The sequence below is a fragment of the Peribacillus sp. P4_C12 genome (assembly GCF_056402095.1).
In genome coordinates this window covers 1-22,117 of record NZ_JBFUIB010000040.1, presented here as the reverse complement: position 1 = coordinate 22,117, position 22,117 = coordinate 1, and the positions used below count along the sequence as shown (strand labels likewise).

Below are 22,117 nucleotides of genomic sequence, written 5' to 3'. Positions count from 1 at the left end.
GAATGCAACACTGATTTAAAGTGGTCACAATACTCCGAAGTAGTACAAGTATTTGAGTTTTCATAAGCATCCTTTTTCCCTTTCAATAAAATAACAATTATAATATCAAAGTGGAACAAATTAACACGAATGGAAAATACAAATAAATACTCGGAGGTAATGAAGATGAAAGTTGTTGCAATTGTAGGGAGTATTCGTAAAGAATCTTATAACCTAAAGCTCGCTAAATTTATTCAAACTCGATATCAAGAACGGTTTGAACTTGAAATCTTAAACGTTCGAGATTTGCCTTTTTATGACCAAGATATAGAAATCGACCCTCCTGTAGTGGTAAAAGAATTTAAAAGCAAAGTGGCCAATGCAGATGCAGTCTTGTGGGTAACTCCTGAATACAATGGAACGATTCCAGGCGTATTAGGCAATGTTATCGATTGGTTATCACGTGTAGATAAAGTCATGATTGGTAAACCATCATGGATCATGGGTGCGTCCATGGGACATTTAGGAACAGTTAAAGCCCAATTACATTTGCGTGAAATTCTATTTGCTCTAGGTATCTCCTCTCCTCTGCTTCCTGGAAATGAAGTGTATGTTGGAGCAGTTCATGAAAAAATCGATAAAGAAGGTACTCTTACTCATGAACCGACTGTTCAGTTTTTAGATACGGTCGTTGATAACTTCATTACCTGGTTTAATCATCATAATCGTTAATTTAGCTAAAAAATCCTAGTAGGAATGATCCTACTAGGATTTTTTGTGCGTCTAACCTATTCATTAAACGACACTTTTCTTCGACTAGTATAAGTTGTGAGGCAGATTCACTCTTTTTGAACTAATTGCCTACTAAATCCTCTACCCTATTAAAGAAGAGCAGACTAACATGTCCATGATAAAACCTATTAAAACCATTATTAAGAAATGTATGATTCAAGAGATGCCTTCATCCTCTTCCTGCTTGAAATGAAGGGTATTTCGTCATGCCCCCATCAGCAAATAAGGTGATGCCCGTAACATAACTAGACTCCGAAGATGCCAGCCATACGGCAACCGCAGCGATTTCTTCAGGCTTTCCAATGTACCCCATCGGAATCATACTTTCAAGATCCTTTTTCTTTTCAGGATCTTCAAGCTTGTCGGCATTTATTGGTGTGGCTATTGCACCAGGACCAATGCTATTTACACGAATCCCTTTTGGCGCATATTCTAACGCCAAAGTTTCCGTAAGCAACTTCACACCACCCTTGCTTGCCGCGTAGTGAACAAATAAAGGCCAAGGAATTTTCTCATGTACACTGGACATGTTTATCACATTTCCTTTAATGTTGTTTTCTACAAAATACTTGATGGCTTCACGGCAACCTAAAAAATTACCGGTTAAATTGGTATCAATTACCCGGTTCCAGTCGCTTAAGGGCATCTCATGAGAAGGAACTGGATTTTCTATTCCTGCATTATTAATGAAAATGTCTAGTTTTCCAAATTCCTTTATGGCTGATTGCACAAGATTAATTACATCTTCTTCAACGGTGACATCACCTTTTACTGCAATAGCCTCCCCATCAGTTTTTTTGATTTCTTCTAACACACTATCTGCTTCCTCTAATTTAGTACGGTAATTAACCACGACCTTTGCCTTTTCCTGAGCAAAGCGAATGGCCATTGCTTTTCCTAAACCAGTAGATGAACCAGTTATCACAACGACCTTGCCTTCTAAATCTGTATACATTCTATCATCCTCCAATTAGCTTTTTGCGAAGCCGAGCATAACCCCAGCTATAATAATCAAGATAATTCCAATAACGATTCCAATTAATTGGCGCTTTGTTTTCTTCTCACGTAAAATGATGATCCCGCCGAGAGTTGAAATGACTATGCCCATTTGAGATAGGGAAAAACTCGTAGCGACTCCCACACGAGGCTGTGATATAAATAAAAACATGTTTCCTGCTGCCCATATTATTCCAGGAATGATATTGCGAATTGCATACTTATTAAACGGCTTATGTTTAAACGTTAATAATAAGCCACCTACCACCATCCCGATTGCTTGGGGAAACAATGCTGACCAGCCATTAACATCAAAAAGACGTGCAACAACCACATAAACTAAATAACCAAATGTTGAGATAAGTAGAATAACGATTCCCTTTTTCAAGTTTCCCGATTTACTCTCTTTTGATTCTTTATCTTCCAGTGAGGTCAATATGATTCCAATGATAATAAATACTAAAGCCAGTACGCCTAAAATAACCGCTTTCAGTGTAGACCATTCGTGAAAAACAATGACTCCAAATAAAGTAGTAGAAATCAGCTGTAATCCCGTTGAAATCGGCATTGTTTTAGAGACACCCATTAAATCAATGCTTTTGAGCTGATTAGCTTGTCCAACAGCCCAAAAAAGTCCTGAAACAAACCCCACACCAAAAACTAGAGGTGACAACTTGATATCCGCGAAAAAATAAACCCCAATAGAAAAAATCAAAGCCCCAATCGTTGTACCGAGCGTTTGACTATAGGGACCACCACCAAGTTTCACATTAAATAAAACGATACTTCCCCAGAATAGTGCCGGTAAGAGAGCTAATAATATATCCATCTTCAACCCCCACATATGTATGTTCAAAACATAAAATCAGAAAATTTTATTTTGTCTTTTTTTAATATGTTCTCATTAAGGAAATTGAGCCATGGTAATTTTATCAATGAAAACTTCTTAGAGGGTTACTGGATTTTGATTATCTAATAACCATTTAATCTAATGAATGATAATGATGAACTCAAAAGGATAGACAAATTCAACTTCAGAAACATTGTCCAACATAAAAAGGATTGCCAGCGGCAACCCTTTTTTCTCAATATAGAGCGTAAATTGAAGAAAGAGCAAACCCAGTTAAGGTTTGCTCTTTCTGTAGAGAATACAGCAAAGTAAGGCTGTCTATGAAATCACTTTTTATATATTTTTATTTCTTCAAATGATAAGGTACAGTCGTAACAACTACATTCCTTCTATAAAGCAAGTAGGCCTTAATCAGTAAACTTGATTGGTTATGAAGAATATTGTGCCAGCCTTTCTTCGGAATAAATTGAGGGATTATTACCGTAACTTTATAGTTGGATTCCCTCGCTTTATGTTCAACCGTATCTACAAATTTAGTTAATGGCTGTATGATACTCCTATAATAAGAGTTTAGTGTCACAAGTCTAACATCTGGTTGCCACTTCTTCCATTTTTCTTCGAATTTTTTTTCATCTTCTCTTTCAAAAGAAACATAAACGGCAATAACCTGATGTGCTGAAAGAGATTTAGCATAATTTAAGGAGTTCTCAACCACATGAGTTATACCAGCCACAGGTACAATAATGATATTCCCTTCTATTGGTAAGATAGGCTCACAAGTTGTAATCCTAAGTTGGTCACCAACTGCTTCATAATGCTTTCTAATTCGATGAAAAATAACAATGATGATAGGTAAAAAAATCAAAACAGGCCAAACCTGAGTGAATTTTGTTAAAAAGAATATCATCGTGACGATAAAGCTAATAAGGGCACCAATTGAATTAATGGTTAACTTCATCATCCATCCTTTTGGCTTCTCGCGAATCCATTTAACAATCATCCCGGTCTGGGACAACGTAAATGGAATAAATACCCCTACCGCATAAAGGGGAATAAGATTTTCTGTATGTCCTCCAAATGCGATTATTAAGATGATTGATGCAAGTCCTAGTATGATAATTCCATTGGAATATCCTAATCGGTCTCCTCTAATTGTAAACGCCCTAGGTATGAATTTATCCTTTGCAAGATTTACCGCAAGCAAAGGGAAAGCAGAATAGCCAGTGTTGGCAGCAAGGATTAATATTAATGCTGTCGTACCTTGGATAAAGTAATACATAAAATTGCGTCCAAATATCTCTTCAGCAATTTGTGAAACAACAGTTACCTCTGCGCTAGGAACAATGCTTAAATAATAGGCTAAGAATACAATACCCGTAAATAACACAGCAAGTAAGGAACCCATAGCTATTAATGTTTTTGCAGCATTATTAGGCGCTGGATTTTTAAAGTTTGGAATCGCATTGGAAATCGCTTCAACTCCTGTTAATGCAGAGCTACCTGATGCAAAAGCTCTTAGAAGTATAAATAAACTGATCCCTGCTACTGGTGTTCCGATTGATGCATGTAAGTCAGGGGAAACTTCACCAGTCAAAATTTTGTATACACCTACACCAATCAGAATGAATAACGCTAAAACGAATAGATACACTGGATAGGCTAATACGGAAGCCGACTCTGTTACCCCTCTTAGGTTAAGGATGGTAAGAAGAATTACAAAAATTATAGCAATAATCACATTATATGAATGTAGGCTGGGAAAAGCAGATGTGATGGCATCTGTACCCGCAGAAACACTTACAGCCACAGTTAGGATATAGTCGACTAACAAAGATCCTCCAGCTATCAACCCAGGATTCACACCCAAATTGTTTTTTGAAACCACGTATGCTCCCCCGCCATGAGGATAAGCAAAGATAATTTGTCTATAGGACAAGATTAAAGCCATTAACAGAATCAATACACCAATGGCGATAGGAATGGAATACCAAAATGCTGCGGAACCCACTGTAATTAAAACAATTAAAATTTGTTCCGGGCCATATGCAACGGAAGACAAAGCATCAGAAGATAATATGGCCAAAGCTTTTGTTTTGTTAAGCTTTTGGTCACCTAATGCAGTAGATTTTAGAGGCCGACCTATTAAGAACCTCTTTATAGAAGATAACACTTAGAATCACCGCCATTTTTCAAATTAAGTTTATTTTGCCCAGTTATATGAAAAAAACTTCACGAAAAAAACAAGAATAAAATAGAAAAATGCCCACAAGTCATAGTTAAATAGACCTGCAGACATCATTTTTTTGTCTCACAAGCTCCACCTTCCTTCTCATATAACGCTTACGAGGTTAGCTGTCGGATTCGGACCTTTGAGTAGCCCTACCTAGAAAGGATTCACCCCTTGGATTGAAAACAATCCTTATAACGGTTCCCCCGTACCATAAGGTTTCAGCGATTTAGAAATATGAAACTGTTGATTATCATACTCCCGTGATTCGGAAAAGTAAATGAAAATTTTGCAAACAAAAAGAATAATTTTTTCTTAGAGGGGTTATGTTGTTAACAAATACTTCATTAGTGATTAAGACACATTAGTACCAAGAAAGGAGAGAACAGAATACATGCCCCAAAAAACTGATAACCCAATCATATCTGATGAGTTTTTAGATCAAGTGGCTAAAGAAATTAACGAACAATATGGTGGTCCTGCAAAGGAAAAAAATGATCAGCACCATAATAGAAATAGGGACGAACGAAGCTGAATATTTCTCTCATTTATTAACAAAAGGAATTTCCTTTCTGAATATCCCCCAAAAAAACTCTGGGTTCCTCTCACCCAGAGTTTTTTACACTAGACACCTTTCATTCCTAACCTGTTTATTACCAGTAAATTAGGAACTATCATTTGTACTTCTCTCCTCTTTGTGGTTTCTTATCAGCTCAAAATACGCTCTCACGATTTGTTATTTTCTATACTCAACTTATAGAGAAAACGTTATTTTTAGTTGAGTAAGAATAGAAATCTAGTAATCTCTCCTCCCCCTTTAGGACTCGTATATTCATTCATTATGATTAACTAATTAAAAATTATGTGCTCTTTCTTTTAACAACTTGTCCAAACCAATATAGTTTTTTCTCATAGAATGATTACAAGAAATTATTATTACCGAAAGGAGAAAACAACATTGAGTGAAACTGATGAAGTTTTATATGATTCTCCAATGGTCCCAAATGGAAAACTAATTTCTGGCCATACAAAGGAGTTTCAAAAAGATGTACTTGGCTTTCTTACCCGTTTATCAAAAGAATATGGAGACGTTGCAAAATTCCGTTTTGGACCTTTCCAAAATGTTTACCTCATTTCAAACCCGGAACTAATAAAGCAGATACTTGTAACGAAACAAAAATCCTTCGTCAAATCTAAGGACAGCAATGCTATAAAACCACTCGTTGGTGATGAAGGACTTCTTACAAGCGAAAAAGACGTTCACAGGCGCCAGAGAAGGCTTATTCAACCCTCCTTCAAAAGGTCCCATATTAGCAATTATGCCCAGGATATGATTGATATAACAATGGACTATATTTCAACTTGGGAAAATGAGAAAGAACGGATTATTACGAAAGATATGATGAATATCGCCCTTGGGATAATAAGCAAGACCATGTTCAGCATGGATTTCAAAGATGGGTATGATGTGGTCGGAGAACCGATGGAAGCAGCCTTGAGACTTTCCGTCAAAAGGATGAGAACACTTCTTCAATTACCCTTATGGGTTCCAACTAAAAGCAACCGTGAATATAAAAATGCGATACAAAGACTTGATAAAGTGATTTATAGCATTATCGAAAAACGTAGGGAAGATGCAGAAAGACATGAAGATATGCTTGGAATTTTAATGGAGGCTCGAGATGATGAGGACGGCTTAGGTATGTCAAACCAGCAGGTACGCGATGAACTAATGACCATCTTCATTGCCGGTCACGAAACGACGGCAAATGCGCTTTCCTGGGCCATATACTTTCTTTCACAGAATCCAGAAGTGGAAACTAAACTTTTCAATGAAATAGATAGAGTAATAGGCAACCGTACTCCTACGCCTGACGATTTCATGAAATTAACATACACACAAAATATTATCAGGGAATCACTTCGCATATACCCGCCAGTCTATATCATTTCACGGGAAGCGGAGGAGGATGTGGAAATAGGTGGGCATCATTTTAAAAAAGGCGATATGTTTTTGCTAAGTCCATATGTGATGCAGCACAAGCCGGAGTATTTTGATAATCCAGATTCTTTTATTCCTGAAAGATTTGAAAACAACTATTTGAAAACTTTACCTACGTACGCTTACTTTCCGTTTAGCGGGGGGGCAAGAGTTTGTATTGGTAATCATTTTGCATTGATGGAGGCTGTGCTTGTCCTAGCGTGTATTGCTCAACGATATAGAATTAGGCTAGCACCGGACCATCATGAAGTAAAACCAATTACAACCCTTACACTCAGACCAAAGCGTGGATTGCGCATGATAGTAGAAGAAAGAAATGAAGAAGGGTTCCAACCTGGAGCTTCTGACATTTAAATGAATATAAAATGTATTACATGAACAAAACTTTCCTCCTGCTGATAAGGCCTGTTATTAACTTTTTAAGAGCCGGACCTATTTTGGTGGACATCTGAATTACAAAAGGAGGGATGAAAATGTATATGCTTCATTCACACAAGATGGGTACCATCCACACTGAAATGCACTATCTAGGGATGGCTTCACAGGTATTTGCCGGTTATTTAGAATTTCTACAGGATAGTGAACAGGTGCAGGACACCGATTACCTACATCCACTTTCTTTCTCCACATTATGTGAGAGTGAATAGAATAGCCTCACAGTTTTTTTAAATAATTATAGAAGAAACCGACCCTATTAAGGTCGGCTTTTTTTATTTTCTTAGCAGTAGCCGCCATATCCTTGAACCGGGGCATATCCACCACCGTATCCACCACCACAAAAGCTAGCTCCAACAATTATTAACAATATAAACAAAACAACTATAAAGGCGAAACCTCCACCAAATCCAAATCCGCCGTCACAACTTGACTCACAACCTGACATATAGAAACATCTCCTTATTTGTTTTTATAGAAGAACTTAAATGGGTTAGTTCATCTTATGCACTAGTCAGGAAAATGACAGCAATAATACAATTTAACTTTTTTTGGTCTTATAATTAGTTATTTCATGATCTTCACTGAATATTGAATAGGATGAAAATTATTTTGTATCAGCTTTATTTTTTATAGTCTCACTTATATATTGTATATTTTCAGTTGTTTAACCGCACTTTAAGAAAAGATTGAAGGTGATAGGATGGCCAAAATGCTTCCAGTTTTATTAATTTTATTAGGTACATATTTACTTATTATGGTCATTGACAACTTACAGGGTTTGAATATGTTCCAATCTCTCTATAACATTAAACAATATTTCACAGTCGCTCGTGGAGAAGATTACTTTCTCCTCTTTTCATTCATTTTTTTCTTTCTATTTTTGAGTATCTTCACAGCCATAAAAAACCAACAGCCTCCCTCTTCATGAAACTGTTGGTTTTATTTTTTGCTTTATATATGCTGTAATCAATAATAGAATGGGGACTCCTATAAACAAAGGTAGATGCAGCAAGTAAGGAACAATTTTGAGTCCTTCATCTATATGAGCCTGATAGCTAGGGGCAATCATAAGCGAAGAGAAGAAAATAACACCGCCAATCACATAAATGGATATAGAGGAAGGTTTCATTTGAAATAAATCGGTTGCTCCAATCACGGCACAAAAGAAAAAGATGGATATTATAATGAAACCTAAAATGATTAGTAGAATAAGGATGAACGGATCCAATCTTTCAATAAAATCAACGATATTAATATAACTGACTGCTGAAAGAGCAGGGGAATAGATCGGAATACGGCATCTGGGCCTAGTACGCACAAAAGAATAATCGAATTAATGGTTAAGGAAACCCCACCTATTATAATAGCTGATAGGCCAACTTTTACAGCCTGACTCTTTTTATTCAAATACGGAAGAATCATCGTGAACGTAATCAATTCTCCAAAAGGTACGGTGATACCAGTAGGAAACAACTCTTTCCATACCTTTCTCCATCCGTTGCCTAATACAGGCTGTAGATTTTCCAACTTTATATATCCGCCCAATACAAACACAACATTCAGAACCAAAAGGGTCAGAACAATAACGCCGAAACATAAGCATGCTACTCGTGCGAAGGCTTCCAGCCCTAGGTGAACTCCATAAATTAAAACAAGTGTCATGCATATCCCTAGCGTTATAATGGATGTACGATTATAAGTGGAGCTAATTAATAATTCTTCAAAATCCCGTAATACTCTTGAAGCAAGATAAACAAAATAGATAATATAGCAAAAACTGATGACACCACCTACATATTTGCCCCAGATTTTACGGACATAGCCGGTCATTGGTATGTCAGGATATTTCTTATATAAGGAAATATACACTAAATACAGTACACATCCGATAAGGGTTGATAAAAGAGTCACAATCCAGACATCTTGCTTGGCACCCTTCCCTATATCTAGCAGTATATTACTTCCAAACATAAAAATTACCATCATACAAAATAACTGAAATCCATCAATTTTTATTTTGACCAATGACTTCTCATCTCCTCATTTCATTTATTTCGGCTCATAAGGTTCCATTCGCATTCCGGAATTTATTACATTGACGTTGACCTTCATCGATATCTTCGCATCTGAAAATAGGTTATCCCAATTTTTTTTATGCTGACGCCAATAATCCGGGTTTGTTCGAGACAGGGCATCACCAAAACCGAAAATGTCTGCCTTTTCTTTTTGAGCGATGCTAATGGTCTTTTTAATTTGCTTTTTTAGTTTATTTTCCATTTTTTTCGAACTCTTTTAACAACTTAGTATTACTTAAATCCAGTTCACATGATGTATCTACCGTTTCAGCCATCACGTTCAAGCTTGTGTGAATGACAGGTTGTTCATGATGGATATCTGTTTTTATTTTGCTTTTTACTCCGATAGCGTTGATCGTCACATTCCTCTTATCACCGCAAGGTAACACAACTGGGGTCCTATTTATTTCCGATGTAACGAAATTAGCAGCTCGGGCGGTTTCTCCATCTAACCATCTCACCAAATTTCCTTTTCTAAATATGGCTAATCCTTTTGCCTCTAAAATAGCTGGGGTTGTCGTCTCAAAATTGCTTGTTTGCTTCGCCTTCTTTGAATCATTCCTTATACTAATTCCGGGAAGTAATACGTCCTTACCTTCACTCAAAAGCGCTGAAATGGCTTCATATACTAACACTTCACTAGATGATCCATGCATTTGTTGATTATTTTTAGTTGTGCTTACGATATTTTTACCCGGAGTAATCTCAAGTGGTTCAATTACACTAAGCACATCACATCCTCAGCAGTCTTCCCGCGCGCAATAAAAATGGGGATACTTGTCCGTGCACCTTTGCCTCTATCAAAAGCATCAAATAATAAATCAATACCATTTCGTGCTAACTCTTCATCTATAACATTGAGCGAAAGATGTGAAATCATATTTTCTCTCGGAATAACGGCGGATTCCTTTCCAAAAGCCTCCTGCATCGTTCTTGCCGTTATCGTATAGTTGATGATAGCGAGACCCTGACCTCCTGAAGAACCGGTTTGAGATATCCCGCTCGGATTAATGACTTGATATGTTACTCTGTACGGTTGTTCTGGATCGTCGTTTTGATCAATTCCCATCCCTGTAATGACCCCTAGCTGGTTTAATTCTCGATAATTCGAACATCCTGAAATCAATAAACAAATGGCTGTGATCCATAAAAGTGAACTATTAATTTTCATTTTTTTGTCCTCATTCGTCTTTAGCCGAGTTTTATTTGTTTGACGATTTTTTCAAAAGTGATGGTAAAGGGAAACGAAAAAAACCATCTTTTTGCTCCTTTAAACGAAAAGGAGCAAAAGGAGCAAAATACGGTACACCAAAAGACCTCAGACTGCTCATATGAAGCCAGATACATAAGGTGGTAAGCAAAATTCCATACAAGCCAATAAATGCTGAAATCATAATAAAGATAAAGCGTAATCCGCGAGTCACATTAACAATACTAGTATTGGGCAATGTAAAACTGCTGATAGCGGAAACGGCGACAATGATGACCACTGCTGCTGACACAAATCCCGCTTCAACAGCTGCCTGCCCTAAAATAAGTGCCCCTACAATTGATACAGCTGGTCCGATCGCTCTTGGCATTCGAATTCCTGCCTCACGCAACATCTCAAACGCCAGTTCCATCACTAATATTTCGACAATCGCCGGAAAAGGAACAATTTCTCTTTGTTCCATTAAGCTAACTATTAATGTGGTTGGAATAAGCCCCTGGTGATGGGTAATCAGTGCCAAATACATAGCAGAAGCATATATCGAAAGAATAAAGGCTCCAAATCTTAACAACCTTAAAAAGGAACTAGTATAAGGATTTTGATAGTAGTCCTCAGGAGATTGGAAAAATTGAGAAAATATTACAGGGGTGATTAAAACAAAAGGTGTTCCTTGAATAATGATGGCAATTCGTCCTTCCAATAAATTCCCTACGACGGCATCAGGTCGTTCCGTATTTAAAAGTAGCGGAAAAATAGTCATTCCATCATCTTGAATAAATTCCTCAATGTAATTTGATTCAAGAACACCATCTATATCAATACCCTTTAATCGTTCTTTAACTTCCTGTAAAATGCTCTCATCTGCAATTCCCTGAATGTAAATAATCCCTACATCGGTTTGAGTGACTTTCCGACTTTCATGCTTTCTAAGCGTACATTAGGATTCTGAATTCTTGCCCGTTTTAAAGACGTATTGGTTCTTAAATTCTCCGTAAAACTATCTTTTGGTCCTCTAATGACCGTTTGACTTGACGGTTCTGTAATCGCTCGGGATTGCATTTTTTTCGTACTGGCAATGATTGCTTTGGGACTTCCATTCAGCAGTACTGCCGTATCCCCTGTCAAAACCGCTGACACGAATTCCTGCCAATTTTCTACTACGGTTAATTGAGATACAGTGAAAATGTGGCTTGTTTGTTCTTCTTTGAACGTCAACACTTGATCATTTTCTTTTAACCACTGAATTAACGGGTCCACTATGTTTTCATTTATGATGCTATCATCAGCTAATCCATCAAGATGAATAATAGCTGCTCGTAACGTTTTTTGGTGTGGAGACTCAATCACTCGAACAGTCAAATCTGAACTGTGTCCAAGTTCATTCATTACTCTCACTACATTTTCATTCACATCGTCGTATAAGGTGCTTACTGTTATACGATTTGTTGAATGTTTTTCTTTAGACTTTATTAGAGAACGCCTGTTTCGCATTTCCCTCCCCCCATTTAGATGAATATGTTCGTTCAGCAATGATTGATTTTATTGTTTGTATCTACTTTAGAAATATGTATAAAAAGGTTACAGAGAAAAATATTGAAAATTACTCTCTTTATTTTTAGTGCTTAGATCCGATTAAGAAATGTATAGGTGTGGTTATGATACAAGTAATTGAAAAATTGTGATTTTATAAAAAAAGGAAATCAACCAGTTATTAAAATAGGAAGAATTCCTTTATCGAAATTATAAAGAGTAAAGAACCCAAATTCCTCATATTGAAATTTGAGTTCTTTGTTTACAAAGATGTACTTATATGAACGGGAATCTAGATATAAGTATTTTCAGTAGTTAGTTCCTCACAACATTTATTTCCTGAAAAATAGGCTCTTCAAAAGTAAGGATTCTAATACAAAAATAAATTAACTTTAACAAATGACATTTTATAAGAATAAGTATCAAAAAATGTTTAAATAATATCCACAATCATTCTCTCCTGTTAAAGATATAATTTTTCTGTTCCCCTACATAAATTGACATTATTCTGAATTATGATATATTAATATAGTTACTTTAGTACACAAAAGCGTTTAATCACAGAAGAATCCTTTGATTTTTATTAAAATAATATTTTATTAAAATAACGGAAGAAAGGCATGAATATCATGGAAAAGACTCATCATGATTTACAAAGGGGCTTATTGCCAAGACATGTCCAGTTTATTGCATTAGCAGGAATGATAGGAACAGGGATCTTTAAGGGGAGCTCAGATACATTAAATATGGCTGGTCCAAGTGTTGTGATAGCCTATTTAATAGGGGGCCTATTGTTATTTATTGTAATGGCAGCTTTAGGAGAAATGGCAACCGTTTTTCCCAATTTGAACGTACAACATCTTATAAATAAAGCTTTTGGGTTTCAATTATCCTTTATTGTGGGATGGCTCTATTGGTTTAACTGGATTATCGTGATCATTGTAGAAATAGTAGCAGCCGGAAGCTTTTTACAATACTGGTTTCCCTCTTTACCATTATGGCTACTAAGTATACTTTGCGCGTCAGTAGTAATAGGAATAAATTTGTTTCAAGTAAAATACTATGGAGAACTCGAGTTTTGGTTTGCAGGTATTAAAATAATAACTTTAATTGCTTTTATTATTTTAGGAGCTTTGATCCTGCTAGGAATTTTCCCTAGTTCTGCTTCATTTTCTAATTATACGGAACATGGTGGCTTTTTCCCCCAAGGAATTGGAGGCATGTTAAGTGCACTTTTAGTTGTAATGTTTTCATATGGGGGTGCTGAATTAATTGGTGTAGCTGTCACAGAAACAAAAGATAGTCAGCGAGTTATACCAAAAATTATTAAAGGAACAGTATGGCGGGTAATCCTTTTTTACGTCTTGCCAATTCTTATTATTTGCGGAGTAATACCTTGGAACCAAGTAAGTACTGAAGAGAGTCCTTTCGTTCAGGTTTTCAGCTTAACAGGACTTCCAGGAGCTGCTGATATTATGAATTTCGTTCTATTAACAGCTGTCTTATCAGCTGCAAATTCAGGTATATACGCTACATCAAGAACATTGTTTACTCTTTCTCAGAACGGAGAAGCCCCTAAGGTATTTATAAAAACAACCAAAAAGGGTATCCCACTTAATGGAATATTTTTAACTACATTATGTATATTAGTTGGTGTGTTTTTATCCTATTTGACTCCCGATCTGATATTAAGCTATCTAATGGCTATCCCTGGCTTTACCGTTTTATTATTATGGATCAGTATATGTTCTGCGCAATTGAAGCTCCGTAAACAATACACTGACGAACCAGGTTTCCGGGTAAAATGGTACCCATATACAACTATATTTGCGATCATAGCTTTAAGCTTTATTTTTATTGCTTTTATCTTTAATAAACAAAATATAATTGGTACCACTGTATGTCTTGTAACTGTAGCAGTATTTATCCTGCTCTCTTTTATAGTCAAACAAAAAAAATTAGCTAAGAAATAGACATACTTCTTTTGAATTACAATTAAGTCTGGGAATTTAATTCCCAGACTTTTTTATAATTCCTTATTTAGTTTTAACATAAGGTACCTTATAAGAATGAAGCCCTGAAATTTTTGATTTCAGGGCTTTTTTCTTCAATATTAAAGGCTTTATGTACATCGAGAAAGTTCTGCGATAATCAAGACTGTATTAATCGGACATCTTCATTGAGTGCTACCAAACTTGGCCCAGTAATGGGGGACAAGAGAAAAAACACTCCATGTCTCGTATAAGTTATGAACATTAAATAGGAATTGTTTTTCTTATAGGAAATTGTGTCCATTATACAGCCAAAGTAGAAATTGGATGGGGAAGGAAGTTTTGAATACCCGTACTTTAACATTATTCTTGTTTATATTTTCAACATACGTATGTTAAAATAACCAATGAACCAATCATCCTACAAATTTGAGGTGTATATATTGACCATATCTAAAACAAATCGTTTATCACTTGTAGAACAAGTTGTTTCCCAAATTGAATCGTTAATCGAATCTGGCGAATGGAAGATTGGAAATCAGATTCCTCCTGAAATGGATTTGATAAAACAGTTCGATGTGAGTAGAAATACATTAAGAGAAGCTGTACGATCACTTGTTTATGCAGGTCTTTTAGTAACAAAACAAGGAAAGGGAACGTTCGTCAAGTCATCTAGTGCCCTGGGGGTTGCATTTCAAAGAAGGATCCAGCAGTCAGGTATATTAGAGACGTTAGAGGTTCGTCATGCACTTGAAAGAGAAGGAGCACAATTAGCTGCACTAAGACGTAACCAAGAAGATATAGAACAAATGAGTATTCATATTGAAGCATGTCGTAAGGCTGCTGAAGCAAAGGATAGAAAGGCTTACGAAGAAGCTGATATTCAGTTACATAAATCAATTATGGGTTCATCACATAATGATTTATTGATTGATTTGTACGAACATATGGAAGATTCTTTGCATGCTTCCATCCATCAGATAGCTGAGATGAGTTCAGATGGGAACTTTCATTTGAACATTCATTGTAACCTTGTAGATGCCATCATCGAACAAGATGTAAATCGGGCAATTGAAACAGTGAATGAATACATTGCACAATTCAAAAAATCTTTAGTTTAAGTACGGAGGACAAATTATGGGTATTCATCAAGCGGCAAATCAACTAGAACAAACAAAAATAGATCTTAAACCTAGAATTGGACTACTTATTATCGGGATCATTCTGATTGGGGCAAACCTAAGAGCTCCTTTAACATCTGTAGGACCTCTGGTCACTTCGATTCGGGATAATTTGGGAATATCCAATACACTATCAGGTTCATTAACAACATTGCCTTTGCTTGCTTTTGCACTCTTATCTCCATTTGCACCTAAGTTAGCTCGACGTTTTGGAATGGAGCTTACCCTATTCATTTCCTTAATCTTATTAACGGTCGGGATTGGGATACGATCTATTGGCGGAGTGACGACATTGTTTTTAGGAACCATTTTAATTGGGTTAGCCATCGCTATTGGCAATGTATTGTTACCCAGTCTTATTAAACATAACTTTGCACGGAATATCGGTTTGATGACAGGAATTTATGCAGTTTCCATGAATTTATGTGGTGCAATAGGGTCCGGTATCAGTATTCCCATTTCCTCTTTATCAGGGTTAGGATGGGCTGGTGCCCTTGGATGTTGGGGAATTTTATCTCTTATTACCGTTTTCTTTTGGATGCCACAATTAAAAAAGCCATTCAGGTCCGATAAGGATGAACAAACGGCTCAAAAGGTAAAAAACATTAACTTATGGCGTTCGGGTCTAGCATGGCAGATCACTTTATTCATGGGACTGCAATCGTTTATCTTCTATACAGTAATTACCTGGATGCCAGAAATTCTGGAGCAAAAAGGACTAAATGCTGATGAAGCTGGCTGGATGCTATCCATCATGCAGCTTGCCGTCATTCCTATAACATTCATTGTGCCAATTTTAGCTGGACGCTTACAAAGTCAGCGTTTGTTAGTAGTCCCACCTGTTATTTTTCTTTTTGTAGGGATATTCGGAATTTTGTACGGAAGCACGCTGCTTATCCCAGTATGCATGATTTTGATTGGGGTTGGAGTCGGAACTATATTTAGTTTATCCATGATGTTCTTTAGTCTTCGTACACAAAGTACCCATGAGGCGACGGAACTATCCGGAATGGCTCAATCATTTGGTTATCTTTTAGCTGCTGTTGGACCAGTATTATTTGGAGGGCTACATGACATTACACACAGTTGGACGATTCCCTTATTAATGTTAATCGTAGTATCAGCTCTAATTTTCATTGTTGGAATGCGTGCAGGAAAAAACGAATATGTAACAACTCATTAATCGCTTTAATAAATGTTTCTGATATGTGCACAAATATCGTGCTTTTTTAAGCGTCTAAAGGCAACCTTATTAAAACTTATCACACTTATGCTTCACCAAGCGATGATTATTGTTGGTTTACCGGGGAATATTCCTGAAAATACGCTTTATGGATCKTATTATGGTGTAGGGATTTCATGTCCAGTTGAAAGTGATGTGCTTATAACTGAACATGATAAAGAACTTGGGAAAGCGTTAGGAAAACGTGTCATTGAAGTAACGAAACGAATGATATAAGTACAGTGATGTAAAAGTAGCCGTTGCTCCTGTTGAGCAACGGCTACTTTTTTTATGCAATTCCACTTTATGAATCGTAAGTAATTTCATATCGCTGTGATGTTGCAATGACCAGCCAAACTTCTTACTTTTTCAAATTAATAGGTCAGCTCATTTGAATCTGACTTCCATACTATAAAAAACCATACATGAAATCGAGGATATTCTTCCCTATATCTTTCTATTTCCTCTTAGATCATGCAAACTCTCCCTCTTTAGATTAGCTGTATCTTATCTCCCTCACCTGTATAAAAAATAAAAATTTAAAAAAAGACGTACTATGTGAACCGCACGTCTTTTACCTACTATCTATATTGATTTAAATATCGCTATATATAATTGAAATAAACTATTTAGATCAACAGATTTCCTTTTTTATGCATACTTCTTACTTTCTTCGTCTTTAAAAAAGCTCTTCATCGCGTGGAAAACGTCAGCTTTTTGCTTAAGAATATAATACCGGAATTTTTCATTGTCGATATTCTTATAAGCTGTCATCAATGTCGAATGGCGATTGTATTGATTGACTTCCCCATAGCCAAACATATTGGAAACCTTCATGAGTTCTTCCACAAGCTTTACGCATCGAACGTTATCAGACGTGAGATTGTCACCATCGGAAAAATGAAATGGATAAATGTTAAACTTCACAGGGTCATATTTATGATCAATAAGTTCTAATGCTTTTCGGTATACGGAAGAACAAATTGTACCGCCGCTTTCCCCTTTCGAAAAGAAATCTTCTTCCGGTACCACTTTCGCTTCTGTATGGTGGGCAATAAACTCTATTTCAACTGTTTCATATTTTGTCCGCAAGAATCGGTTCATCCAAAAGAAGAAGCTTCGGGCCATGTACTTTTCCCATAGACCCATACTTCCGGAAGTATCCATCATTGCCAATACGACTGCTTTGGAGTCCGGTTTTTGTATTTCATTCCACGTTTTGAATTTAAAATCTTCCTTATAAATTGGATGAAAACCTGGGTCGCCGCTTAAGGCATTTCGTTTGAAAGCGGATATCATGGTTTTCTTTTTATCAATATTCCCCATTAAGCCTGTCTTGCGAATATCGTTGAATTCAATATGCTCAAGCGTATGCTCCGCTTGTTCTTTTTTCTGAAGATTAGGCAGTTCTAACTGGCTGAACAGTGCTTCTTCTAGTTCCATCATTGACACTTCGGCTTCATAATAATCCTCGCCCGCCTTGTCACCTGCACCCTGCCCTTTGCCTCCTCCGGCATCGGATGGTGAGCCATCTCTTGCGACCACATCCCCTACTTTACTATCGCCATCGCCTTGACCTACATGTTTGTTTTTATCATAGTTATAACGAATTTTGTATTCATCCAAGGAGCGAATAGGGATCTTAATAACATCCCGTCCATTAGACATTACAATGCTTTCTTCTGAAATTAACTCAGGTAGATTATTCTTAATTGCTTCCTGCACCTTTTCCTGATGGCGTTGTTGATCATCATAGCCTTTTCGATGGAGGGACCAATTTTCCTGTGAAATCACATATTGTTGATTGTTCTCTTCCGACATTCTCTTCCCCCCTTATAAATGTTTGCACGCTTTTCATCATTCCTTCATATAATAAGTTAGTGTGAGAAAGCCCACATCATTCCGGTTTTTCACATAAATAAAATACAGTCCGGAAACAACGGACTAAAAGAAAAGTATTACTCTATCTTATGCAGCGATAAAGGATAATTTACAAAAAAATTCGATAATGGACGATTGCCTATAAAATTAGACAAGCATTGCATAATATATGAGATCTTGTACGATTTTTTAAAGGGTCAAACTTAAAAATTTCTGTTTTTCACTAAACAACAAAAGGGTGCCCCAGTAACTTTCTGGACACCCTTTTTACACAGATAGATTTATTCTAGATGAGGACTTTTTCAATCTTTTTCTTCCTCTATTTCATGTTGGACTGTACCTGGGCGTTTATCCCACTCTTTCAATTCTTCATTCGTCCTTTGATTTTCCATCTGCTTGCCAAGTTCTTTCATCTCCTCATAATCCTTAGCCATAGAGCTATTTTCAGGAACATGATCTCGTTTCAATTCTTCTTTACTCATTTTCCATCACCTCTACTTATTGATACCCAATATTTCCAAATCCAAAACGTTACATATGTATCGGAAAGAAAGGGTATAGATAAGATATATGAACAAATCTCTTGGAGGTGAAAGGAGTATGCAAACAACCACACTCTATGTAAAGGAAGCAACATCTGAAGGACCAATAATAAATCTAGAGTCCATTCTATTGTCTACGGACGGGGTAGAGCGTGCGATCATCGATGTTGATGACGGGGAAATCAAAATTGATTATAGTGAAGACAAACTTTCACCCGGACAACTTGTGACACTTATTGAACAGTATGGGTTAAATGTCACCAAATAAAGAAAACTAATTGATTTGCGATCCTGTAAGGGTGATGACCTAAGGCGTTGCTACACTTATACAACTTATACTGGCTTCTTACTTTGCAGCCGTTACTTCCTAGCTACCGTAAGAAATAAATTCTGATCATAAAAATACCGAACTCTTCTACTGCTGAAAGAGTTCGGTATTTTTTAATTATAACATTTTACAATTTCCTGCAGTTTCAGAGCAAGGCTGATGTTTCCATCTACCTTTAAGCCACCTGTCATGAAGGCCATGGCAGTATTTAAATCATCCTTTAATAACTTTGATAATTTTCCCTCTGATAATTTCAATGTCACTTCTGGATCATGTGATGTACCTTTGACCACTTCAACTTGTCCATCTTTGATCAACAGTTGAACGGGACCAATTTCATCAATATTGAATTGATACACACGATTTTTTTCGTTTTGAATATGCTCTGGGTTATCATTGATTTTCTCAGCTAATTCATTCAACTCAGTGATTACACCTATTTGTAATCCCTCCATTAATCTGTTTCAGATGATTGCATTTACACAAAAAACTCCTAAATCACTGTCATTATACGTGTTTGTTTTCCCTTCATGAAGTTGTCTCATTCTACTTCAGCTAAAAGATAACATTAGCTAGTATGAATGACATTATTTTCATTTTTTATAATTAAAACCCCCACCCTTTTAGAGGTAGGGGCAAAATTTTATGATTTACCGATTTAACAAGCTTCCCACATAGCGCAGCAAATCATTGGCAGAAGTGGTATTGTAACCATGCTCATCAACAAGTCTCGTGATGACTTCGTTCACTTTCTTCAGCTGTCTTTCGTCTGGTGTCTTCGTTGAAGTAGTGATTTTGACAACATCCTTCAGGTCGGCAAACAGCTTCTTCTGGATGGCTTCACGTAAACGGTCGTGTGAATTGTAATCGAATCGCTTCCCTTTACGTGCATAGGCAGAAATACGGATTAGAATTTCTTCGCGGAATGCTTTCTTTGCATTTTCAGAAATTCCGATTTGCTCTTCAATCGACCGCATCAATTTTTCATCCGGGTTAATTTCTTCCCCCGTCAATGGATCACGCAGCCTTGATTTATTGCAGTATGCTTCGACATTATCCAGGTAATTATCCATCAGGATTTTCGCCGACTCTTCATATGAATACACAAATGCCTTTTGCACTTCATTTTTGGCAATGGAGTCGTATTCTTTACGTGCCAGTGAAATGAAATTTAAATACCGCTCTCGAAGTTCATTCGTAATCGACGGATGCTGGTCAAGACCGGCTTTTAACGACATCAGTACATCCAGTGCGTTAATCGATGGATTTTCCTTTCTAATAATCGTTGACGAAATTCGGTTAATCACATAACGCGGATCAATTCCACTCATGCCTTCATCCTGATATTCTTTTTTCAATTCATTGATGTCTGCAGAATTAAAGCCTTCCACATTTTCTCCATCATATAACCTCATCTTTTTCACTAAATCGATATCGCCTTTTTTCGGGTCCTTTAGACGCGTCATGATACTGAAAATTGCCGCAACCCTTAATGTATGCGGTGCAATATGAACATCAGAAACATCACTTTCATGGATCATTTTTTCATAAATCTTTTCTTCCTCAGTCACCCTCAGATTATATGGAATCGGCATGACAATGATTCGGGAATGCAGTGCTTCATTTTTCTTGTTGGAAATAAAAGCTTTATACTCCGTTTCATTCGTATGAGCCACGATAAGTTCATCGGCACTGATCAATGCAAACCGTCCAGCTTTAAAATTCCCTTCCTGAGTCAATGAAAGCAAATGCCATAAAAACTTCTCATCACATTTCAGCATCTCCTGGAACTCCATCATCCCACGGTTGGCTTTGTTCAGCTCACCATCAAAACGGTAGGCACGAGGATCCGATTCGGACCCATATTCGGCAATTGTTGAAAAATCGATACTGCCTGTCAAATCAGCAATATCCTGTGACTTAGGATCAGATGGACTGAATGTTCCAATACCAACACGCTTATCCTCTGAAAGGAAAATACGCTCGACCATCACATCTTCAATCCTGCTTCCATACTCCTGTTCTAACCTCATAACATTCAGCGGCGATAGGTTACCTTCAATTCGAATGCCATATTCCTCAAAAAAATCTTGCCGTAAGTACTGTGGGATGAGATGCAGTGGATCTTCATGCATCGGGCATCCCTTTATTGCATAAATTGCTCCAGTATCTTTTAACGAATAATTTTCAAGTCCCCGCTTCAGTAAAGAAACAAGCGTAGACTTACCACCTGAGACTGGACCCATCAAAAGCAAGATCCGTTTACGTACATCCAATCGCTTAGCCGCCGGATGAAAATATTCCTCGATAAGTCTTTCCAGTGAATCCTCTAGACCAAACAACTGGCCGCTGAAAAAATTGTATTTCTTTGATCCATTTACTTCCTCTATCCCTGCATCTTTAATCATGTTGTATACACGTGAATGAGCAGATTGTGCAACCAATGGTGTTTCTTTCAAGATGTCTAAGTACTCTGCGAAGGTACCTTCCCACTTCAGCTTCTGTTCATCTTCTCTAAATTTTTCGATTTTCTTTAAAATATCCATTTCAGGAACCTCCCCCTGTCACTTTCAGAGAATACTTAAATCTATGCGCCAAGTCTGACAAACATGTCAGACTTTAAAAAGAGGTTGTGCAATTGTCTCGGATACCCCTAGACTTTCTCTGTTTAAGAAAGGCTTTAAACTTGAACAATTAATGACAAATCACCCGACAAGAAAAATTGCGTGCACTCCTGCTAAAAATTAGGGTATACTAAGCCTATACTTAAGTGGGACAATATGGGTAAAGGGAGGTCACAACATGGGCACAGTTATTATCATTGCAGTTGCTATTGCATTTCTAGCCGCTATCTTCACTGCTGGGTATGACGA

At 36.9% G+C, this 22,117-nt stretch carries 19 protein-coding genes, 4 pseudogenes and 1 riboswitch; of the genes and pseudogenes, 10 read left to right on the top strand and 13 right to left on the bottom strand.

The window, feature by feature from the left end:
* The first annotated feature begins 165 nt into the window (after window positions 1–165).
* The gene (locus AC1DUW_RS09475; protein WP_477642404.1) at window positions 166–711 is read left to right on the top strand and encodes an NADPH-dependent FMN reductase; all 546 of its coding nucleotides are present in this window, start codon (window positions 166–168) and stop codon (window positions 709–711) included.
* Window positions 712–940: 229 nt separating this feature from the next.
* Here AC1DUW_RS09475 and AC1DUW_RS09470 read toward each other — a convergent pair whose 3' ends face one another.
* The 3 genes from AC1DUW_RS09470 to AC1DUW_RS09460 form a co-directional block, all read right to left on the bottom strand.
* Window positions 941–1,726, bottom strand: a complete 786-nt coding sequence (locus AC1DUW_RS09470; protein ID WP_053344696.1) for a glucose 1-dehydrogenase — start codon at window positions 1,724–1,726, stop codon at window positions 941–943.
* A gap of 15 nt (window positions 1,727–1,741) precedes the next feature.
* Window positions 1,742–2,596, bottom strand: a complete 855-nt coding sequence (locus tag AC1DUW_RS09465) for a RhaT/GlcU family sugar-proton symporter (RefSeq protein WP_477642403.1) — start codon at window positions 2,594–2,596, stop codon at window positions 1,742–1,744.
* A 364-nt stretch (window positions 2,597–2,960) separates the two neighbouring features.
* Window positions 2,961–4,787, bottom strand: a complete 1,827-nt coding sequence (locus AC1DUW_RS09460) for an APC family permease (RefSeq protein ID WP_053344694.1) — start codon at window positions 4,785–4,787, stop codon at window positions 2,961–2,963.
* A 151-nt stretch (window positions 4,788–4,938) separates the two neighbouring features.
* Window positions 4,939–5,081, bottom strand: a riboswitch (cyclic di-AMP (ydaO/yuaA leader).
* Window positions 5,082–5,238: 157 nt separating this feature from the next.
* Here AC1DUW_RS09460 and AC1DUW_RS09455 point away from each other — a divergent pair.
* The 3 genes from AC1DUW_RS09455 (at window position 5,239) to AC1DUW_RS09445 (ending at window position 7,493) form a co-directional block, all read left to right on the top strand.
* Complete coding sequence (locus AC1DUW_RS09455) at window positions 5,239–5,379, top strand: hypothetical protein (protein WP_152952234.1); 141 nt, start codon at window positions 5,239–5,241, stop codon at window positions 5,377–5,379.
* Between the two features lie 423 nt (window positions 5,380–5,802).
* The gene (locus AC1DUW_RS09450; protein ID WP_477642402.1) at window positions 5,803–7,200 is read left to right on the top strand and encodes a cytochrome P450; all 1,398 of its coding nucleotides are present in this window, start codon (window positions 5,803–5,805) and stop codon (window positions 7,198–7,200) included.
* A gap of 119 nt (window positions 7,201–7,319) precedes the next feature.
* Window positions 7,320–7,493 carry a hypothetical protein gene (locus tag AC1DUW_RS09445; protein WP_157444081.1) on the top strand — a complete coding sequence of 58 codons (174 nt, stop codon included), beginning with the start codon at window positions 7,320–7,322 and terminating at the stop codon, window positions 7,491–7,493.
* 122 nt (window positions 7,494–7,615) lie between these two features.
* On the opposite strand, the pseudogene AC1DUW_RS09440 reads toward AC1DUW_RS09445, so the two are convergent.
* Window positions 7,616–7,729, bottom strand: a pseudogene (locus tag AC1DUW_RS09440) (YjcZ family sporulation protein); the annotation flags it as partial.
* Between the two features lie 255 nt (window positions 7,730–7,984).
* Here AC1DUW_RS09440 and AC1DUW_RS09435 point away from each other — a divergent pair.
* The gene (locus tag AC1DUW_RS09435) at window positions 7,985–8,212 is read left to right on the top strand and encodes a YczF family membrane protein (RefSeq protein ID WP_053344693.1); all 228 of its coding nucleotides are present in this window, start codon (window positions 7,985–7,987) and stop codon (window positions 8,210–8,212) included.
* Here AC1DUW_RS09435 and AC1DUW_RS09430 read toward each other — a convergent pair.
* The 5 genes and pseudogenes from AC1DUW_RS09430 to AC1DUW_RS09410 all read right to left on the bottom strand — a co-directional run bounded on the left by AC1DUW_RS09430 (window position 8,207) and on the right by AC1DUW_RS09410 (window position 11,955).
* On the bottom strand, window positions 8,207–8,602 hold the full coding sequence (locus AC1DUW_RS09430) for a GerAB/ArcD/ProY family transporter (protein WP_477642401.1): 396 nt from the start codon (window positions 8,600–8,602) through the stop codon (window positions 8,207–8,209). The two genes, AC1DUW_RS09435 and AC1DUW_RS09430, sit on opposite strands and share 6 nt — an antisense overlap.
* On the bottom strand, window positions 8,485–9,309 hold the full coding sequence (locus AC1DUW_RS09425; protein WP_477642400.1) for a GerAB/ArcD/ProY family transporter: 825 nt from the start codon (window positions 9,307–9,309) through the stop codon (window positions 8,485–8,487). The genes AC1DUW_RS09430 and AC1DUW_RS09425 overlap by 118 nt, the downstream gene beginning before the upstream one ends.
* Before the next feature lie 24 nt (window positions 9,310–9,333).
* Window positions 9,334–10,015 (bottom strand): annotated as a pseudogene (locus AC1DUW_RS09420) (Ger(x)C family spore germination C-terminal domain-containing protein).
* 62 nt (window positions 10,016–10,077) lie between these two features.
* Window positions 10,078–10,530 (bottom strand): Ger(x)C family spore germination protein, encoded by a 453-nt coding sequence (locus AC1DUW_RS09415; RefSeq protein WP_477642399.1) that lies wholly within the window; start codon window positions 10,528–10,530, stop codon window positions 10,078–10,080.
* A gap of 31 nt (window positions 10,531–10,561) precedes the next feature.
* Window positions 10,562–11,955: pseudogene (locus AC1DUW_RS09410) on the bottom strand (spore germination protein).
* Between the two features lie 773 nt (window positions 11,956–12,728).
* Between AC1DUW_RS09410 and AC1DUW_RS09405 the strand changes: the two are divergent.
* From AC1DUW_RS09405 to AC1DUW_RS09390, 4 genes and pseudogenes are all read left to right on the top strand, one after another.
* Window positions 12,729–14,072, top strand: a complete 1,344-nt coding sequence (locus AC1DUW_RS09405) for an amino acid permease (protein WP_477642405.1) — start codon at window positions 12,729–12,731, stop codon at window positions 14,070–14,072.
* 461 nt (window positions 14,073–14,533) lie between these two features.
* Window positions 14,534–15,211 (top strand): FadR/GntR family transcriptional regulator, encoded by a 678-nt coding sequence (locus AC1DUW_RS09400; protein ID WP_053344691.1) that lies wholly within the window; start codon window positions 14,534–14,536, stop codon window positions 15,209–15,211.
* A gap of 16 nt (window positions 15,212–15,227) precedes the next feature.
* A complete protein-coding gene (locus AC1DUW_RS09395) occupies window positions 15,228–16,454 on the top strand; it encodes a CynX/NimT family MFS transporter (RefSeq protein ID WP_053344690.1) in 1,227 nt (408 codons plus the stop codon).
* Between the two features lie 69 nt (window positions 16,455–16,523).
* Window positions 16,524–16,730, top strand: a pseudogene (locus tag AC1DUW_RS09390) (NAD(P)H-dependent oxidoreductase); the annotation flags it as partial.
* 414 nt (window positions 16,731–17,144) lie between these two features.
* Here AC1DUW_RS09390 and yhbH read toward each other — a convergent pair.
* Together yhbH and AC1DUW_RS09380 are read right to left on the bottom strand one after the other, a co-directional pair.
* Window positions 17,145–18,314: a sporulation protein YhbH gene (yhbH, locus tag AC1DUW_RS09385; RefSeq protein ID WP_056530921.1), complete on the bottom strand. Its 1,170-nt coding sequence runs from the start codon at window positions 18,312–18,314 to the stop codon at window positions 17,145–17,147.
* 362 nt (window positions 18,315–18,676) lie between these two features.
* Window positions 18,677–18,856, bottom strand: coding sequence for a hypothetical protein (locus AC1DUW_RS09380; protein ID WP_056530917.1), 180 nt, complete (start codon window positions 18,854–18,856; stop codon window positions 18,677–18,679).
* Window positions 18,857–18,974: 118 nt separating this feature from the next.
* Here AC1DUW_RS09380 and AC1DUW_RS09375 point away from each other — a divergent pair, with 118 nt between their 5' ends.
* Window positions 18,975–19,184, top strand: a complete 210-nt coding sequence (locus tag AC1DUW_RS09375) for a heavy-metal-associated domain-containing protein (RefSeq protein WP_053344681.1) — start codon at window positions 18,975–18,977, stop codon at window positions 19,182–19,184.
* A gap of 173 nt (window positions 19,185–19,357) precedes the next feature.
* Here the strand turns inward: AC1DUW_RS09375 and AC1DUW_RS09370 are convergent, their stop codons facing one another.
* Both AC1DUW_RS09370 and AC1DUW_RS09365 read right to left on the bottom strand, forming a co-directional pair.
* A complete protein-coding gene (locus tag AC1DUW_RS09370; RefSeq protein ID WP_477642398.1) occupies window positions 19,358–19,699 on the bottom strand; it encodes an SCP2 sterol-binding domain-containing protein in 342 nt (113 codons plus the stop codon).
* Between the two features lie 195 nt (window positions 19,700–19,894).
* A complete protein-coding gene (locus AC1DUW_RS09365; RefSeq protein WP_053344680.1) occupies window positions 19,895–21,790 on the bottom strand; it encodes a PrkA family serine protein kinase in 1,896 nt (631 codons plus the stop codon).
* Window positions 21,791–22,117: the final 327 nt, after the last annotated feature.

What these genes read in the sequence shown, in the direction of transcription:
- AC1DUW_RS09415 (WP_477642399.1), bottom strand. Translation starts at nt 10,530, where the DNA reads ATGAAAATTAATAGTTCACTTTTATGGATCACAGCCATTTGTTTATTG.
- yhbH (WP_056530921.1), bottom strand. Translation starts at nt 18,314, where the DNA reads ATGTCGGAAGAGAACAATCAACAATATGTGATTTCACAGGAAAATTGG.
- AC1DUW_RS09375 (WP_053344681.1), top strand. Translation starts at nt 18,975, where the DNA reads ATGCAAACAACCACACTCTATGTAAAGGAAGCAACATCTGAAGGACCA.
- AC1DUW_RS09445 (WP_157444081.1), top strand. Translation starts at nt 7,320, where the DNA reads ATGTATATGCTTCATTCACACAAGATGGGTACCATCCACACTGAAATG.
- AC1DUW_RS09395 (WP_053344690.1), top strand. Translation starts at nt 15,228, where the DNA reads ATGGGTATTCATCAAGCGGCAAATCAACTAGAACAAACAAAAATAGAT.
- AC1DUW_RS09475 (WP_477642404.1), top strand. Translation starts at nt 166, where the DNA reads ATGAAAGTTGTTGCAATTGTAGGGAGTATTCGTAAAGAATCTTATAAC.
- AC1DUW_RS09470 (WP_053344696.1), bottom strand. Translation starts at nt 1,726, where the DNA reads ATGTATACAGATTTAGAAGGCAAGGTCGTTGTGATAACTGGTTCATCT.
- AC1DUW_RS09465 (WP_477642403.1), bottom strand. Translation starts at nt 2,596, where the DNA reads ATGGATATATTATTAGCTCTCTTACCGGCACTATTCTGGGGAAGTATC.
- AC1DUW_RS09405 (WP_477642405.1), top strand. Translation starts at nt 12,729, where the DNA reads ATGGAAAAGACTCATCATGATTTACAAAGGGGCTTATTGCCAAGACAT.
- AC1DUW_RS09455 (WP_152952234.1), top strand. Translation starts at nt 5,239, where the DNA reads ATGCCCCAAAAAACTGATAACCCAATCATATCTGATGAGTTTTTAGAT.
- AC1DUW_RS09380 (WP_056530917.1), bottom strand. Translation starts at nt 18,856, where the DNA reads ATGAGTAAAGAAGAATTGAAACGAGATCATGTTCCTGAAAATAGCTCT.
- AC1DUW_RS09365 (WP_053344680.1), bottom strand. Translation starts at nt 21,790, where the DNA reads ATGGATATTTTAAAGAAAATCGAAAAATTTAGAGAAGATGAACAGAAG.
- AC1DUW_RS09370 (WP_477642398.1), bottom strand. Translation starts at nt 19,699, where the DNA reads ATGGAGGGATTACAAATAGGTGTAATCACTGAGTTGAATGAATTAGCT.
- AC1DUW_RS09435 (WP_053344693.1), top strand. Translation starts at nt 7,985, where the DNA reads ATGGCCAAAATGCTTCCAGTTTTATTAATTTTATTAGGTACATATTTA.